The sequence below is a fragment of the Bacillus sp. AF62 genome (genome assembly GCF_050312695.1).
Classification (GTDB): Bacteria; Bacillota; Bacilli; order Bacillales; family Bacillaceae_G; genus Bacillus_A; species Bacillus_A cereus.
Genome location: NZ_JBNPJZ010000052.1, coordinates 12,791 through 27,739, shown reverse-complemented (window position 1 = coordinate 27,739; position 14,949 = coordinate 12,791). Strand labels below are relative to the sequence as shown.

Here is a 14,949-nt window from a genome sequence, read left to right as displayed (position 1 = left end):
AGTTTCCTTGTCCTACTATTACATAATTTTATTTTGTCAAAAAAGTTTGAAAACGTCAACAAATCCATTGCCTTTTGTCAAAAAAATTCAAAAATATAATCAATTATACAAATTTCATTTTCTAATGCTCTTGTGTATGATATGGTAAGGGAAATGACATATTATTTTATGATAGTAGAAAGGATTTGCATTATGACTGAAAAAATGACACGAATGACCCAATTTGTAAAAGAAGAAATTGCAAATGCAATTACACATGGTATCGGTGCCATTTTAAGCATCCCTGCCTTAATCATATTGATTATTCATGCTTCTAAGCACGGTACCGCATCAGCTGTAGTCGCATTTACTGTTTATGGTGTAAGCATGTTCTTACTGTACTTGTTTTCAACATTGCTACATAGCATTCATCATCCTAAAGTAGAAAAAATATTTACTATTTTAGATCATTCAGCCATTTACTTATTGATTGCTGGCACGTATACTCCTTTTCTACTTATTACACTTCGTGGCCCATTAGGATGGACGTTGCTTGCTATAATTTGGACACTTGCAATCGGAGGTATCGTCTTCAAAATCTTCTTTGTACGTCGCTTTATAAAGGCATCAACTTTATGTTACATCATTATGGGCTGGCTCATAATCGTTGCTATTAAACCACTTTATGAAAATCTAACTGGACATGGTTTTTCACTACTTTTAGCAGGTGGAATTTTATATTCTGTCGGAGCTATATTCTTCCTTTGGGAAAAGCTACCTTTCAACCATGCCATATGGCACCTGTTCGTTTTAGGTGGTAGTACGATGATGTTCTTCTGTGTACTCTTTTATGTCTTACCTACAGCATAATAAAAAAGGTTTCAGCTTACTATAAGCTGAAACCTTTTTTATTACTTATGTAATTGTGATGCGATAACTTCCTGTGTATGCTTCGTTAATTCTTTAATATCCATATTCGCATACTCTTCAGGTGTAATCGGCTTAGAAATTGTTACTGTTGCATGAGCTGACTTCATACGATTTCCATTCGCTTCAAACATCTTATATGTACCATCTAACGTTACAGGTAAAATTGCTACACCTGATTTTACTGCAAGATGGAAACTACCAGCCTTAAACTCTCCAACTTCGCCACCTTTACTTCTCGTTCCTTCTGGGAAAATTACGATAGAATGTCCATTCTTTAATAGTTCGATTCCATCTTTAATTGCTTTAAGAGATTGACGACGATCGCTACGATCCATAAATACACAATTCATAAGTTCCATCCAAGTTGGTACAACTGGGAACTTTTTAATCTCTGCCTTTGACACGAATCCAATTGGTTTATTTAAGTAACCTAGTAAAACAGGGATATCCATATTACTTTGGTGATTACTTACAACTAGTACCGGCTTGTCTTTCGGAACATTTTCAAGCCCTTTCACTTCTACTGTCCCTCCAGCTACACGTACCATTTTCTTACCAAACCAATTTGTCGTTTTATACACAGCATTATCTTTTTCTTTTGGCGCCATCGTATTTACTTGTCTTTTAAGACGCCACATTCTCGGTGTAATCGCAATTACAATTAAAATTAAATAAAAGATTTTAAAAAACGTTTGAATCATACAGAACCCCCACCTATTATCATTCCGACCTTCATTATACTAGACAAACGAAGGAAAAAGAAGAAAAAAAGTCCAAACAGCAAGTGTTTGGACTTTTTAAGCATTCTATATTAGAAACGTTTTGCTAATTCACGAGCATTAGCAATTGCCGCTTCTTTAATTTCTTGTGCTTTTTCAGGGTTTGCATTCATACCCTCAACTGCAATATAATCAGTATCATTTACACCGACAAATCCTAATACAGTTTTTAAATGATTGCGTCCGAAGTCTACAGCTGCGTATGCTCCTTCAGAATATACGCCACCTGTTGCTTGAATGTGAAGTGCTTTTTTACCTTCTAATAAGCCGACTGGACCATTTTCAGTATATTTGAATGTTTTACCTGCGATTGCTACGTTATCTAAGTATGCTTTTACTACTGGTGGATAGCTAAAGTTCCACATTGGAGTTACGAATACATAACGATCTGCATGCATAAATGTTTCTAAGTTTGTGTTCATTGCTGCTACTTTTTGTTGTTGAGCTTCCGTTAAAGTTTCAAAGCCTTCACCTGCTGCAAATTTACCCCAAGCAGCAAATACATCTGCATCGATTGCTGGTACAGTAGTATTGAATAGATCAATTGTTACAACTTCGTCTTGTGGATGCTCGTTTTTATAAGCCTCGATGAAAGCTTCCCCTACTGCCATTCCGAAAGAACCTTCTGCTGAATTTGGATTTGCTGTGATAAATAGTACTTTTGTCATTGTATTCTCTCCCTTTTTTCTTTTTATCTTCAATTCAAGATTTGTTTTTTAAAAGTTAATAACTTACCTTATGTAAGTATAATACAAAAAGTTTTATTCAATGTCAATAAAAAATAGCTACTTTTTTTTCGTAAGTTAATGATTTATTTTGTTTCTCTAAAATTTAGTATACAGATATTAAGACTTCTCATACAAAAAGGCTACCTCTATAAATTATAGAGATAGCCTTTTATTACATATTATTTTTGAAAAACATGTTTTACTTTTTCAGCTGGAATGTTACTTCCACCTCTACCTTTTACATCTTCAATCATCATTGTAATGACCATATCTGGCGAATTCAAATCAAATGCAGCGAACCAGCCTAGTTCTTTTCCTTCGGCTTCTTTAGATACTTTTAATTCCGCTGTACCTGTTTTTCCAGCAAGAGTCATTCCATCAATCTTAGCAATTTTCCCTGTACCATCCGGATCATTAATTACTTTCGTCATAGCAGTTTTTAATATATCCTGATTTCCTTTAGAAATTACATTTTCTTTCCAAGCTTTTGGTTGTTTATCTGTTTTAATAATATACGGTGATGGAATCGTTCCATCATTTACAATTGGCGCATACGTTAAAGCTAAATGAAGAGGAGTCATTAATACTTGTCCTTGTCCATATCCTGTATCTGCCATTTGAATATCATTTTTAATACCGTCATTTGCAATTTTAGAAGCAGGGAATCCATATTCAATTGGTAGTTTCTCATCGAATCCGAATTTTTTCGCTTCACTCATAAACTTGTCTTTTCCGATTTTCAAAGCTTCTTGTGCGAAGTAAATATTATCCGAGTATTTCATCGCCTTATCAAAATCAATCGGATTTGCATCTTTCACACGCGTTACATAATAATTACCCCAAGAAGAATCTTTTGTCCATTTTAATCCTTCAATTTTCAACTCTTCTTTTGGATCGATTGTTTTCGTTTCAAGACCAATTGCAGCTGTAATTGGTTTAAATACAGAACCTGGTACCGATAATTGTGTAAAGCGATTCGTCATCGGTTTTTTCGGATCATTATTCCAAGCTTCGCGTTGCGCTTTCGATGTTCCTCGTGCAATTAAATTAGGATCATATGCTGGACTACTTACTAGTGCAATTGTTTCTCCACTTTTCGGATTGATTGCTGCACTTGAACCAGCTTCGCCCTTCATTTCATTATACGTTTTTTCTTGAACAGCACTATCAATAGTTAAAGTTACATTTTCTCCATCAACAGCATCTGTTTTTGCCAAGTTTTTAATTTCTTTTCCTTGCGCATCTTCTACAAAGACACGGCCACCTTTTTTACCGCGTAGCTTTTCCTCTAATACTTGCTCTAAACCAGCTTTACCAACTGGGTCATCAGCTTGATAGCCTTTCTTTTGTAGCGTTTTTAAATCTTCAGCATTTACCTTTCCAATATAACCAGTCAGATGAGCTGCCGCTTCCCCTAACGGATATGTACGAACATTTACAGGTTTTGTTGAAACACCTGGTAAATCAATGTACGTATTTTGCGTTGCCCCTTCAGGCAAAATTCCAATTGGTACGAGATACCCTGGTTTTACCCATTTAGCAGCTAATTTTTGATCAATTTCTTCTACAGACATATTTAATAACTTCGCTACTGTTTCTTTCGTTTGCGGAGCAGTATCGCCTAACTTTTCAGGAATCAATCCGATTTCAGAAGCTTTCCCATTTGTTGCAAGACCTTTTCCATTACGATCGTATATTTCACCACGTTTTGGCTGTGTTGTCTGCATACGCACTTTACTATCTTTCGTCATGCCAGGGAAAATAAAATCAGGAGTCCAATCTATTTTCCAAGATTCTTTATCTCCATCTTTTTCTTTCACCATTTTTGCTTCATGGCCAAAAGTAATTTTACCACCAACTGTATCCATGCTTACTTTAAAAGGAACAGGGCCTTCATCTTTTTTATCTTCTTTTACTTCCCCTGTTTCTACCTTTAAGTCTTTCACTTCGATACCAGAATAAATTTTTTCATATTTCTCAGTAAATTCTTTCTTTGAAATATCTTTTTTTGCATTTTTTGATAGTTGATCATACATATCTGCAAATTTTTGTTTATTCCACGCTTTTACATATGTATCAAACGCTTCTTGTGGTTTTTCTTCTTTACCACATCCAACTAACATGAATGTTAAGCAAAGAAAAAGAATCCCCCATATCTTTCTCAATCGATTCTCCTCCTCTTTATATAATAGTACTTTTGAAAATTTTAGCATTTTTACATGCTACCTATCATTATAGCACTATCGAATCTCATCTATAAACTTATATTGGTGAATATAAATAAAGAAGATTGATGCGAATTCTCACATCAATCTTCTTTATTATTGTTTCTCATATACGTGGTAATAATACGTATACGGGTTTTTTTCATCTGTTAAACCTTTTTCTACAAAAATCTCTTTCCAATTTGTCATATCCATTTCTGGGAAGAATGTATCTCCTTCAAATGCATAATGAATTTTTGTTATATACAACTTGTCTACGTATGGTAAAAAGAGATCGTAAATTTGCGCTCCGCCAAAAATAAAAATCTCTTCTTCATTTTTACATAGTTCGAATACTTCTTCTACAGAATGAACAACTTCACATCCTTCAACGTGATATCCTTCATTACGTGTTACAATAATATTACGTCTTCCAGGCAGCGGTCTACCAATCGCTTCATAGTTCTTTCTTCCCATAATAAGCGGGTGACCCATCGTTGTTTTCTTCACGTATTGTAATTCACTCGGTAAACGCCAAGGTAAATTATTATCTTTACCAATTACTCTATTTTCGTCCATTGCGACCATAAATGAAACAATCATTTTTTCATCTCCTCTACAATTATACTGCAACCGGTGCTTTAATTGCTGGATGCGGATCGTATCCTTCAATCGTTAAATCTTCCATTTCAAAATCGAAAACAGATTTCACATCTGGATTTAATGTAAGTTTCGGGAACGGACGTGGTTCACGTGCCAATTGCTTTTCTACTTGTTCAAAATGATTTGTATAAATGTGTGCATCACCAATTGTATGAACAAATTCCCCTACTTCAAGACCACATTCGTGTGCAATTAAATGTGTTAGTAGTGAATAACTTGCGATGTTAAATGGTATTCCAAGGAATATGTCACCACTTCTTTGATATAGCTGACAAGAAAGCTTTCCGTCCGCTACATAAAACTGGAATAATGTATGACAAGGGGGTAATGCCATACTTGGTACGTCTTCAGGATTCCAAGCAGAAACGATTAAACGACGTGAGTCTGGTGTTTTTTTAATCATTTCAATTACATCTTTTAATTGATCAAGTGTCTCACCAGCTGTCGTTTTCCAAGCTCGCCACTGTTTACCGTAAACGTCTCCTAAATAACCATATTTATTTGAGAAATCATCATCTTCTAAAACGTTCTTTTTAAACAATTCCATCTGCTCATCGTACTGTACTTTAAATTCTTCATCTTGTTGTGAGCGAAGACCAAAATCCGTCATGTCAGGACCAGTATACTCATCACTTTCTACCCAGCTCTTAAACGCCCATTCATTCCAAATATTATTATTATGCTGCAATAAATAGCGAATATTTGTATCACCTTTCATAAACCAAAGTAGTTCACTTGCTACAAGGCGAAATGGTACTCTTTTTGTCGTTAATAAAGGAAATCCTTTACTCAAATCAAAACGCATTTGATATCCAAATACAGATACAGTTCCTGTCCCTGTACGATCTTCTTTCTTCGTACCATGTTCCATTACATGGCGGCATAAATTTAAGTATTCATTTTCAGCATGTTTCATATGTAGGAAAACCTTCTTTCAATCGTATATGCAATTTATCATAACATGAAAAATGGTAAATTTAATAATCCTAATTAATAAAATTTCTTCCGCTAATTCTTACAAAATTATTAACTTTCCAAATTTAAAAAGGTTTTCATTTTCTATTACCGAAAGTATAGTGCGGTAGAACAAAATTTATATTTGGAGGTTAGAAGTATGTCTAAAATTGAAACGCCTGTTATGACTTCTTTACAAACAGCGGTTGAAAAAATGATGAAGGATTTAAATGTTCCTGGTGCTGCTGTAGCTGTTATAAAAGACGGTGAAGTTATTATTTCAGAAGGTTTCGGCTATCGTAATATAGAAACAAAAGAGGCTGTTACACCGAATACTCGATTCGCAATCGGTTCCTCAACGAAAGCGTTTGGCACACTTTCATTAAGCTTGTTAGCACAGCAAAAAAAGTTTAATTGGGATACCCCTATCCAGTCTTATATACCTAACTTTACTTTATCTGAACTACTTGCTAGCTCACAAGTTACAGGACGAGATTTAGCTTCTCATCGAACTGGAGTGAGTCGTCATGAGGCTCTTTGGTACAGTTCTTCGTTATCTCGAAAAGATCTCGTTGAAAAAATAAAACATTTACCACTTGATGCACCGTTCCGGACTGCATTTCTATATAACAACTTAATGTATGCAACAATTAGCTACATTGTTGAAAACATTACAAATCAAACGTGGGAGCAATACACTACAGAACATATTTTAGAACCTTTAAATATGAGACATACAAACTTCTCTGTTAACGATTCACAAACTACAGATGATTATGCTTTACCTTACATTGAAAATGACGGTGAAATAAAAGCAGTTCCATTCCGCAACATCGATACAGTCGGCGCTGCTGGGTGTATTAATTCTACAATTGAAGATATGGCAAATTGGGTACTTCTCCACTTAAATGAAGGAAAATTTGGAGATCATGAATTAATCTCCTCTGAATTATTACAACAAATGTATACACCACACAATTCAATTCCAGACCAACCGGTTTTATCACTCCCTGAATCTCCATTAAATAGTTACGGCCTTGGTTGGTTTATTAGCGCTTATCGTGGTAAAAAAGTGATTCATCATGGCGGTAATATCGATGGATTTTCAGCGCTTGTTTCATTCATACCAACAGAAAACATAGGCCTTGTCATTTTAACGAATGCTGGAGGAACATTACTTCCTACTTATCTGGCTAATCAAATTTATGATGAATTACTTGAATTTGAATCCATTGATTGGCATAAACGTGCTGTAGAAGATACTGAAAAAATGAAGGAAATGATGAAAGAAGCAACTGAATCCCTCCCTGAACAAATTAAAGGGACTACACCTTCGCACAAGTTAGAGGACTATACTGGTACTTTTGAACATCCTGCATATGGAACATTACAAGTATACAAACGCGATGATTCGTTATATGTACAATTTATGGAAATGGATATTCAATTAGGGCGTCATCATTACGACATCTTCTCTGCAAAAGTTGACTTATTCCAAATGAAAATGAGTTTATTATTCGCTTATGAAATGAATATAAGAGGTGAATTCCCATCCCTTCAGTTACATGTACCAGCCACATTAAGTACTCAGCCACTTACATTTAAGAAAATTAAATAAGTATTTTGATGGTAAAAAATAAAGGTAGGTGCGAATCACACCTACCTTTTCTATTTCATATCAATCTTATCTGGTTGAAACCAACTTGGTTTTGATAACTCAAAGTTTTTATGATCTTCCAATACAATATGAAGACGCTCTAACATATCATCCAACATATGTGGTGCTGCTCTTAATGTCCAGACAACTGATGAGAAAACTGTCATGCCAACGTACACCGCATATAATTTCCAGAACTCCTCTGGTATTCTCCTATTAAAGTATCCTTCTATTTGTCCGATTGAATACGGAATACTAATGTCCCTTGCAAATAGTGCAATTTTCACGAAATCATGCAGTGGATCGCCCCAGTCATAACCATTAAAATCAACTACACCTACATATTTCCCATCCCGTACAATTATATTTTCTAAATGAAAATCATCGTGTTGAAATTGATTTGGGCGATCCTTTACATACATTTCATTTTCATCTATAAACTTAATAATCTTATCATCATTTTTTATTTTTATTCCGCATGTTTTGTATGCTTCTACATATTTACTATGTTTTTTCATTGCTCTTTCATGCCATGGAAGTATATCATTAGGAGCTTCATATGTATGCATTTTTGCTAAATCTTTTCCTGCCTCTATGCCAATATCATATTGTTCTTTTGGTGAATACGTAGGCAATAGCTTCTTCGCATCTTCCCCTTCTAAATATGAAAAAATACTATAGCATACACCTTCTTCCAATATACCTATTTCAATTGGCCTTTGTACCTGTACGTTACGTTTTACCATTTCATTTAAAATTTGAAACTCTATTTTCTTTCTTTCATACTCTTTTATATCTCCTGTCCGAAATAAATATTTTTCATTATTTGCATTCGTAATTACATATTTCTTATCTGGAGAGAAACCTTTAGAAATTTCTTCAATATTCGCTGCATCTTTTACAATTTGTATATTGTTTTGCCGTGCTGTAATTATCTTCATATCTATTCCCCTTATATTTCTGCATTTGGTGTATAGGCTACTTCTACAATAAATCCATTCGGATCGTAAAAATCAATCGTATAGTACCCTTCTGAATAATGATTCATTTCAATTAGACTACGTATTACCTTCACTTTCGTACTAGAAAGAAAATCTACTACTTCATCAACTACTTCTCTATGAATAGCTTGATAACAAATATGTCTAGGACCTAACGTCCTTACGATTTCCTCATCTACTTCTTTAAATTATATTTCACTTTCTCCCGTGCTATATGCTACTTCATTTAATCTTCTCCATCCAATTATTGAAAACAGCTTACTATAAAAAGAAATGGATTCCTCTAAATTTGCTACTCAAAATTCAATATGATGAATACACTCCTTGTACTACTTGCACAATTTCCATCGGCTTATGAACCATATAATCGGGTGCGTCTTTTTTCACTGTTTCAATAACATCATATCCCCAAGATACCCAAATTACATTCACCCCAGCCTTTTTACAAGCTGCTACATCTCGCTGTTCATCACCAATGTATAACATATCTTGCTCTGTTATCTTTTCCGATTTTAAAAATCTTTTTATCATTTTATCTTTACCAAACAAATTTTTAGAACAATACACTTCTTGAATATTTTCGATACCATTATTGTGCAAAAACGCCCGAATATGCTCTTCTGAGTTAGATGATATGACCGCAATACCGTATCCTGTTTTATGTAGTTCATCTAATACATCCTTCATCCCATGAAATAAAACAAGATTTTTTATAGCAGGCTGATACAATTTATAAAATTCCAAAGCTAATATCGGTAATTTATACAGTGGTACATCGAGTTGTTTACATCTCTCTGTCATCGTTAATTTACGTAAATGTTCAATTTCGTCTTCCTTTACTGCTTTATACCCATGTTTTTCAGCAAGTTGATTATAAATCGGTACAAATATATTTTGTGAATCTACTAATGTGCCATCAAAGTCAAAAACAATATATTTTTGCATCTCCATACTCCTTTTGCTTCTTTTTTCTAAACCTATGTTATTCAACAACATAGTTGTCTGTCCCTTCTATAAAAATAAAAAAGAACAAGATTTTCTCTTGTTCTTTTTAAGACAACCATTTCGGCGGTACATTCGTATTCCAATAAATATTTCCTAACTCATGATGTCCAGAGTATCCATCATCAAAACGGTGATAATGGAAATTAAAATAATAACCATCTTGCGGCGGATGATCTCTTCTTACATGGAAACGCAATAAATCATTTCCTGATTTCGTATCGTAGACGTGAAAAATCTTTTCATTATTTCCACCAGCTGGTTTTTGAGAAATCGCTAATGATTGTAGTGAATCTTCTGGTACATCACTAGCAAGCTCAGCAATTGCCTCTTCAATTTTCGGTAATATTACATCTTTAAACTCATCTTCAATTACTGGACCAATTTTAGTACCAAACTTTTGCATCGACTGCTTTTCTGCTTCTTGCATTGCATAAGTAATAAAAGTATCGGTGGTTAACCTGTCATTCGTTTCTTCATATGTATAGGACGTGCTCTCCAAACTTTGTTGCCCAGCTGTGCTCGTAGGCTTGTCCGCAGCTTTGGCATTATCAAGTAATATGGAAGGAGGCGTCACTAAACCAAATGTAAATACGGTAATTAATGCGACTAAGGTTTTTCTAAACCAATTTGGCATTTATGTTCCCTTCCCTTTCACTCATTATTTTTTTATATAACGGTGGTTTCTTCTATTATACAAAATGATTGTAATTTTTGCACTTTACAATTTTGTTAACGTTCACATATTTTTCACTTGAATATGAAATTGTAAGGTTTCATACAATAAAAATACAACAATAATAAGGAGGCGATCAGATGACTTTAGATGTCATGTATTCCGCCGTAAGCATACTCGTTTTAGTATATTTTATTTATCAATGTGTTACAGACTAGAAAAAGAGCCGTCAATGGCTCTTTTTTAATGGTAAAAATACAATCCATACAATTAATAAAATAAAAATAATGCCACCAATCACAGCTGGCAATAAATAAAACTGGGCAAGTATAACTATTCCATACAAAAGTATTGCTGGTAGTAGTAAATAACGATTTGCCTTCCATCTTAACAAAAGTAAGTTCCCTTCATCACAATATAAATGAAGAAACATCTTATTCGTAAATTCATTCCAATAATCACGTGCATAGCGAGAAATTGCAACTACAGCAAATACGAGAACAATAGCTGCAATCCACCTAGGAGTCATAATTATACTTGCAGTACTGATACATACAATTTGAATATAAAATATTCGTGCAGTACTTGTACGGAAAAATTCTTTCAAAAAAGATTCGACAATACGAGAATCAGCTTTTTTTCCTAAAAGTCTTTTAGAGTACGGAAACATCCACGGTTTTTTATTCGAACTACTCGGTTTAGCCGCATGACCACCAACTTGCATAATTCCGCTCGTCCAGCGCATGCTTTCCTCCTTTTCTTTCTCAATTTCTTTAAAAAAGAACTTTTTATAATTCATTTTCGCTTTTACTAATACACTACTTAAGAAAATTACTAAACCGATAAATAGAATTGAATAAAATGGATTTTTATAAATAAAAAATAAACTAATTCCAAAAAAGGACACACTCATAGAAAATACTACATTTTTTACAATCCATAAAACCCATCGTTTCTCCGCATGTACATGAATAAATCTCGTTAACAACGACATCATAAATCGAAATATAGTAAAGAATACCCAAAATAATAGGACTTGTATCTCTGTTACTCCGATACTTTTCATCAACACCGGTAACATAATAACGACTAATATTATATTCGTTATCGCTATTCGAACAAATGTGTACATCATGCCATACTGGACTAATTTTTGCATATGTGTTGCATACGAAATTAAAAATAAACTATCCGCTTGCTCAAAAAATGAACGAACTCCTCTCGGATATGTTACTAGATAAAATGCGAGTAATCCTAATCCGAAATAAATCGTCTCTTCCGTTGATAATTCATTTATCCATAGTGACCTATAATAGATTCCCATAAATATAAGTGCTGGTATAATAATATATAATGCGACTGTCCAATCTGTTACCGAACGTATAGACTTCCACTTCCGCTGAAGCTCATGGCGTAATCTTTTATAAAATTGTTGTTTAATCATGTTGTTCACGCCTTACGATTACATCAAAGCAGTCTAGTAATGAGCTACCCGGCATTTCCGCTAACATTTGAATAGATTCTAAATGTCCATCTGCGACTAATGTACCTTGTGAAATGAGTAAAAATCTTTCACAAATTTTTTCAGCAGTATCCAATACGTGCGTACAAAGTAAAATTCCTGCTCCGCGCTCTTTTTCTTTATATAAATAACTTAAAAACTCTTTCGTAGCTACTGGATCTAAACCGATAAAGGGTTCATCAATGATATAAAAATCTGGCTCAGTTAAAAACGCCAATATTAGCATCGATTTTTGTTTCATACCTTTTGAAAACTTTGATAAATACTCATGTTTATGCTTATCCATTCGAAAAGTATGTAATAATTGTTCCGCTCGTTCTTCCCAGCTTCCCATTTCACTTCCACGAGCAGCCATTAATAATTCAATATGTTCCCAGAGCGTCAAGTAATCATAGTATGTTGGATGTTCTGGCACGTATGCATACGGATTTTTCTTTTCACCGAATGATATTTCACCGTCCATATTTACAAGTAATCCGAGCATCGTTTTTATCGTCGTACTCTTCCCAGCACCATTTGCTCCAATAAGAGCAACTAGTTCACCTTTTTCGATAGAAAAAGCTATATCATGAATTATTTTTTCGCCTATTTCATATCCGGCTGAGCGGATATTTACTTCTAACATGCATTTCCCCTCTTTCCATTTCCAATACAATCAAGGAAAAGAATAACATATAACTATCTATATATCATTATAAAATATTTATTTTCATAGCAGGAAAAAACATTTTTTAACAGAATATTAAATGTTTGATTACATTTTATTTGGGTGGATAATATGTCTTTTCAAATTCGTGAAGCAACGATAGATGATATAGACGCACTTTGTTCTTTAACGAAAGAATTAAAAGGTTCCTCTATTTCCTATGAAGATATGAACAATCGATTACAATTCGTACAAATGAGTCCGTTTGATTTTTTATATGTTTACGAGGAAGAAGAAGCTATATTTGGATTACTTGGATTTCGTATACGTGAAAATTTAGAAGATGTAACACGTTATGGAGAGATTTCAATTATTAGCGTCGATTCTAACATACGACGGAAAGGCATTGGACAAGTATTGATGGATTATGCAGAGCAATTAGCAAAGAAACATAATTGCATTGGCACATGGCTAGTTAGTGGAACAAAAAGAGTAGAAGCTCATCCTTTTTACAAAAAATTAGGATATGCAGTAAATGGCTACCGATTTGTAAAACATTTTTAAACTACTTATAATTGAAGGGACTATAACTATGACAAACATTAAAGCAATTTTCATTGATCGTGACGGTACAATTGGTGGTGACACTACAATACATTATCCAGGATCTTTTACATTATTTCCATTCACAAAAACATCCTTGCAAAAACTAAAAGCTAAAAATATAAAAATTTTCTCTTTCACAAATCAACCTGGTATCGCAGATGGAATAGCAACTGTAGCCGATTTTGTACAAGAATTAGAAGGCTTCGGTTTTGATGATATTTATGTATGTCCTCATAAACACGGTGATGGTTGTGAATGCCGTAAACCAAGTACAGGCATGCTGCTTAAAGCAGCAAAAAAACATGGGCTTGATTTAACACAATGTGCTGTAGTTGGTGATCGCTGGACTGATATTGTTGCAGGAGCAAAAGTAAATGCAACTACGATTCTAGTCCGAACAGGCGCTGGGTATGATGCTTTGCATACGTACCGAGACAAATGGGCACATATTGAACCAAACTACATTGCAGATAACTTTGAAGATGCAACAAACTGGGTTTTAAATCAACTATAATACAAATGAAGATTTTGATGCACTCAAAATAATTTAAAACATAGTTAAAATAGCCTTTTTGGCAAATAATTGTCTTCCACAAAACGGATTACCTCAAAAGGTAGCAAGTTCCCTTTTGATAAGCAAACATTGCAATTCAAATTTTATTTTTTATTAGTAACAGCAATTAACGTAAAGAAGGAATAGCTTAGTGGCTATCCCTTCTTTATTGACTTCTATTATTTACATTTGTTATCTTTTTTTATTGAGTATTCTCATCGTTTTTATACTCCAAAATATCCCCTGGCTGACACTCCAAAGCTTTACATATCGCTTCTAATGTTGAAAAACGAACCGCTTTTGCTTTCCCATTTTTCAAAATAGAAAGATTCGCCATCGTAATTCCAACCTTCTCCGAAAGTTCCGTTACACTCATCTTTCGTTTTGCTAACATGACGTCAATATTAATAATAATTGTCATATCCGCCACCTCAGACCGTCAAATCATTTTCTGATTTTATGTTAATTGCTTCTTGTAGAAGGCGTTGAAGAATAGCAGCAAAAACAGCGATAACGAGCGAAGCAAAAACGATAATAAGTCCCACTAACCCAATAGGAGGGTCCATTTTTTTCGCTATAAAATGAAAAAGTGGCAAACTTAATACATACAAACCACTGATTGTAATTGCACAGCGCTTTATATTCTTTAACGCCTTTACAGATAATTCCGAGAACGCTGTGTTCTCATCAATGTACTGTAAAAGATTGAAAGCCTGATAAAGAGCAACGTAAAAAGGCACAGCTGCTCCATACATCACAATGAAAACAAGATATTTCATCGGAGCAATATTAGGATACAAATTTGCTGCGAAATTCGCCATTTCCGGCACTAAAAATATGCATAAAGCAAGTACTGCAATTCCAACAAGAAAAATAATTACTTTTAAGAACGTTGTTGAACTTCGTTTAAGATTCATTTACAATACCTCATTTTTTTAATGATAACATAATTTTATCATATTATTTATCGTTTAACAATAAATAAATATCGTTTTCGTCATGTTTAATTTAGGCAAAAATAAAAAAGAATTTCTCATTACAAAGAAATT

Annotated in this window: 16 protein-coding genes and 1 pseudogene; 4 read left to right on the top strand and 13 right to left on the bottom strand. The window is 33.9% G+C overall.

Annotated features, from left to right (window positions below; genetic code table 11):
* Nucleotides 1-192: 192 nt before the first annotated feature.
* On the top strand, nucleotides 193-849 hold the full coding sequence (trhA, locus tag ACQRBL_RS10720; RefSeq protein ID WP_000136890.1) for a PAQR family membrane homeostasis protein TrhA: 657 nt from the start codon (nucleotides 193-195) through the stop codon (nucleotides 847-849).
* Nucleotides 850-890: 41 nt separating this feature from the next.
* On the opposite strand, the gene ACQRBL_RS10715 is transcribed toward trhA, so the two are convergent.
* The 5 genes from ACQRBL_RS10715 to ACQRBL_RS10695 all read right to left on the bottom strand — a co-directional run bounded on the left by ACQRBL_RS10715 (nucleotide 891) and on the right by ACQRBL_RS10695 (nucleotide 6,199).
* A complete protein-coding gene (locus tag ACQRBL_RS10715) occupies nucleotides 891-1,610 on the bottom strand; it encodes a lysophospholipid acyltransferase family protein (protein ID WP_000616582.1) in 720 nt (239 codons plus the stop codon).
* A gap of 110 nt (nucleotides 1,611-1,720) precedes the next feature.
* A complete protein-coding gene (locus ACQRBL_RS10710; RefSeq protein ID WP_000170028.1) occupies nucleotides 1,721-2,356 on the bottom strand; it encodes an FMN-dependent NADH-azoreductase in 636 nt (211 codons plus the stop codon).
* A 239-nt stretch (nucleotides 2,357-2,595) separates the two neighbouring features.
* Nucleotides 2,596-4,581: a penicillin-binding protein 3 gene (gene pbpC / locus ACQRBL_RS10705; protein ID WP_016098466.1), complete on the bottom strand. Its 1,986-nt coding sequence runs from the start codon at nucleotides 4,579-4,581 to the stop codon at nucleotides 2,596-2,598.
* 156 nt (nucleotides 4,582-4,737) lie between these two features.
* Nucleotides 4,738-5,223: a dihydrofolate reductase gene (locus tag ACQRBL_RS10700; RefSeq protein ID WP_098256945.1), complete on the bottom strand. Its 486-nt coding sequence runs from the start codon at nucleotides 5,221-5,223 to the stop codon at nucleotides 4,738-4,740.
* Between the two features lie 19 nt (nucleotides 5,224-5,242).
* Entirely contained in the window at nucleotides 5,243-6,199 is a 957-nt protein-coding gene (locus ACQRBL_RS10695; RefSeq protein ID WP_000679600.1) for a thymidylate synthase, read from the bottom strand.
* 198 nt (nucleotides 6,200-6,397) lie between these two features.
* Here ACQRBL_RS10695 and ACQRBL_RS10690 point away from each other — a divergent pair, with 198 nt between their 5' ends.
* Entirely contained in the window at nucleotides 6,398-7,855 is a 1,458-nt protein-coding gene (locus tag ACQRBL_RS10690; protein WP_411996419.1) for a serine hydrolase, read from the top strand.
* A 50-nt stretch (nucleotides 7,856-7,905) separates the two neighbouring features.
* Here the strand turns inward: ACQRBL_RS10690 and ACQRBL_RS10685 are convergent, their stop codons facing one another.
* From ACQRBL_RS10685 to ACQRBL_RS10660, 6 genes and pseudogenes are all read right to left on the bottom strand, one after another.
* Nucleotides 7,906-8,835 carry an aminoglycoside phosphotransferase family protein gene (locus tag ACQRBL_RS10685; RefSeq protein WP_411996420.1) on the bottom strand — a complete coding sequence of 310 codons (930 nt, stop codon included), beginning with the start codon at nucleotides 8,833-8,835 and terminating at the stop codon, nucleotides 7,906-7,908.
* An 11-nt stretch (nucleotides 8,836-8,846) separates the two neighbouring features.
* Nucleotides 8,847-9,170 (bottom strand): annotated as a pseudogene (locus ACQRBL_RS10680) (topoisomerase IV).
* 28 nt (nucleotides 9,171-9,198) lie between these two features.
* A complete protein-coding gene (locus ACQRBL_RS10675) occupies nucleotides 9,199-9,840 on the bottom strand; it encodes an HAD family hydrolase (protein WP_411996421.1) in 642 nt (213 codons plus the stop codon).
* Nucleotides 9,841-9,946: 106 nt separating this feature from the next.
* Nucleotides 9,947-10,534, bottom strand: coding sequence for a YpjP family protein (locus ACQRBL_RS10670; RefSeq protein ID WP_001134421.1), 588 nt, complete (start codon nucleotides 10,532-10,534; stop codon nucleotides 9,947-9,949).
* Nucleotides 10,535-10,802: 268 nt separating this feature from the next.
* A complete protein-coding gene (locus ACQRBL_RS10665) occupies nucleotides 10,803-12,017 on the bottom strand; it encodes an ABC transporter permease (protein WP_000595455.1) in 1,215 nt (404 codons plus the stop codon).
* On the bottom strand, nucleotides 12,010-12,720 hold the full coding sequence (locus tag ACQRBL_RS10660; RefSeq protein ID WP_098256947.1) for an ABC transporter ATP-binding protein: 711 nt from the start codon (nucleotides 12,718-12,720) through the stop codon (nucleotides 12,010-12,012). The genes ACQRBL_RS10665 and ACQRBL_RS10660 overlap by 8 nt, the downstream gene beginning before the upstream one ends.
* A gap of 153 nt (nucleotides 12,721-12,873) precedes the next feature.
* Here ACQRBL_RS10660 and ACQRBL_RS10655 point away from each other — a divergent pair, with 153 nt between their 5' ends.
* Together ACQRBL_RS10655 and ACQRBL_RS10650 are read left to right on the top strand one after the other, a co-directional pair.
* Nucleotides 12,874-13,305 carry a GNAT family N-acetyltransferase gene (locus ACQRBL_RS10655; RefSeq protein WP_000009775.1) on the top strand — a complete coding sequence of 144 codons (432 nt, stop codon included), beginning with the start codon at nucleotides 12,874-12,876 and terminating at the stop codon, nucleotides 13,303-13,305.
* 28 nt (nucleotides 13,306-13,333) lie between these two features.
* Complete coding sequence (locus ACQRBL_RS10650; protein WP_000181782.1) at nucleotides 13,334-13,861, top strand: HAD-IIIA family hydrolase; 528 nt, start codon at nucleotides 13,334-13,336, stop codon at nucleotides 13,859-13,861.
* A 241-nt stretch (nucleotides 13,862-14,102) separates the two neighbouring features.
* On the opposite strand, the gene ACQRBL_RS10645 is transcribed toward ACQRBL_RS10650, so the two are convergent.
* Both ACQRBL_RS10645 and ACQRBL_RS10640 read right to left on the bottom strand, forming a co-directional pair.
* On the bottom strand, nucleotides 14,103-14,321 hold the full coding sequence (locus ACQRBL_RS10645; protein ID WP_000152534.1) for a helix-turn-helix domain-containing protein: 219 nt from the start codon (nucleotides 14,319-14,321) through the stop codon (nucleotides 14,103-14,105).
* 10 nt (nucleotides 14,322-14,331) lie between these two features.
* Entirely contained in the window at nucleotides 14,332-14,817 is a 486-nt protein-coding gene (locus tag ACQRBL_RS10640) for a DUF2975 domain-containing protein (protein WP_023521825.1), read from the bottom strand.
* Between the last annotated feature and the right edge of the window lie 132 nt (nucleotides 14,818-14,949).

What these genes read in the sequence shown, in the direction of transcription:
- trhA (WP_000136890.1), top strand. Translation starts at nt 193, where the DNA reads ATGACTGAAAAAATGACACGAATGACCCAATTTGTAAAAGAAGAAATT.
- ACQRBL_RS10715 (WP_000616582.1), bottom strand. Translation starts at nt 1,610, where the DNA reads ATGATTCAAACGTTTTTTAAAATCTTTTATTTAATTTTAATTGTAATT.
- ACQRBL_RS10710 (WP_000170028.1), bottom strand. Translation starts at nt 2,356, where the DNA reads ATGACAAAAGTACTATTTATCACAGCAAATCCAAATTCAGCAGAAGGT.
- ACQRBL_RS10700 (WP_098256945.1), bottom strand. Translation starts at nt 5,223, where the DNA reads ATGATTGTTTCATTTATGGTCGCAATGGACGAAAATAGAGTAATTGGT.
- ACQRBL_RS10695 (WP_000679600.1), bottom strand. Translation starts at nt 6,199, where the DNA reads ATGAAACATGCTGAAAATGAATACTTAAATTTATGCCGCCATGTAATG.
- ACQRBL_RS10690 (WP_411996419.1), top strand. Translation starts at nt 6,398, where the DNA reads ATGTCTAAAATTGAAACGCCTGTTATGACTTCTTTACAAACAGCGGTT.
- ACQRBL_RS10685 (WP_411996420.1), bottom strand. Translation starts at nt 8,835, where the DNA reads ATGAAGATAATTACAGCACGGCAAAACAATATACAAATTGTAAAAGAT.
- ACQRBL_RS10675 (WP_411996421.1), bottom strand. Translation starts at nt 9,840, where the DNA reads ATGCAAAAATATATTGTTTTTGACTTTGATGGCACATTAGTAGATTCA.
- ACQRBL_RS10670 (WP_001134421.1), bottom strand. Translation starts at nt 10,534, where the DNA reads ATGCCAAATTGGTTTAGAAAAACCTTAGTCGCATTAATTACCGTATTT.
- ACQRBL_RS10665 (WP_000595455.1), bottom strand. Translation starts at nt 12,017, where the DNA reads ATGATTAAACAACAATTTTATAAAAGATTACGCCATGAGCTTCAGCGG.
- ACQRBL_RS10660 (WP_098256947.1), bottom strand. Translation starts at nt 12,720, where the DNA reads ATGTTAGAAGTAAATATCCGCTCAGCCGGATATGAAATAGGCGAAAAA.
- ACQRBL_RS10655 (WP_000009775.1), top strand. Translation starts at nt 12,874, where the DNA reads ATGTCTTTTCAAATTCGTGAAGCAACGATAGATGATATAGACGCACTT.
- ACQRBL_RS10650 (WP_000181782.1), top strand. Translation starts at nt 13,334, where the DNA reads ATGACAAACATTAAAGCAATTTTCATTGATCGTGACGGTACAATTGGT.
- ACQRBL_RS10645 (WP_000152534.1), bottom strand. Translation starts at nt 14,321, where the DNA reads ATGACAATTATTATTAATATTGACGTCATGTTAGCAAAACGAAAGATG.
- ACQRBL_RS10640 (WP_023521825.1), bottom strand. Translation starts at nt 14,817, where the DNA reads ATGAATCTTAAACGAAGTTCAACAACGTTCTTAAAAGTAATTATTTTT.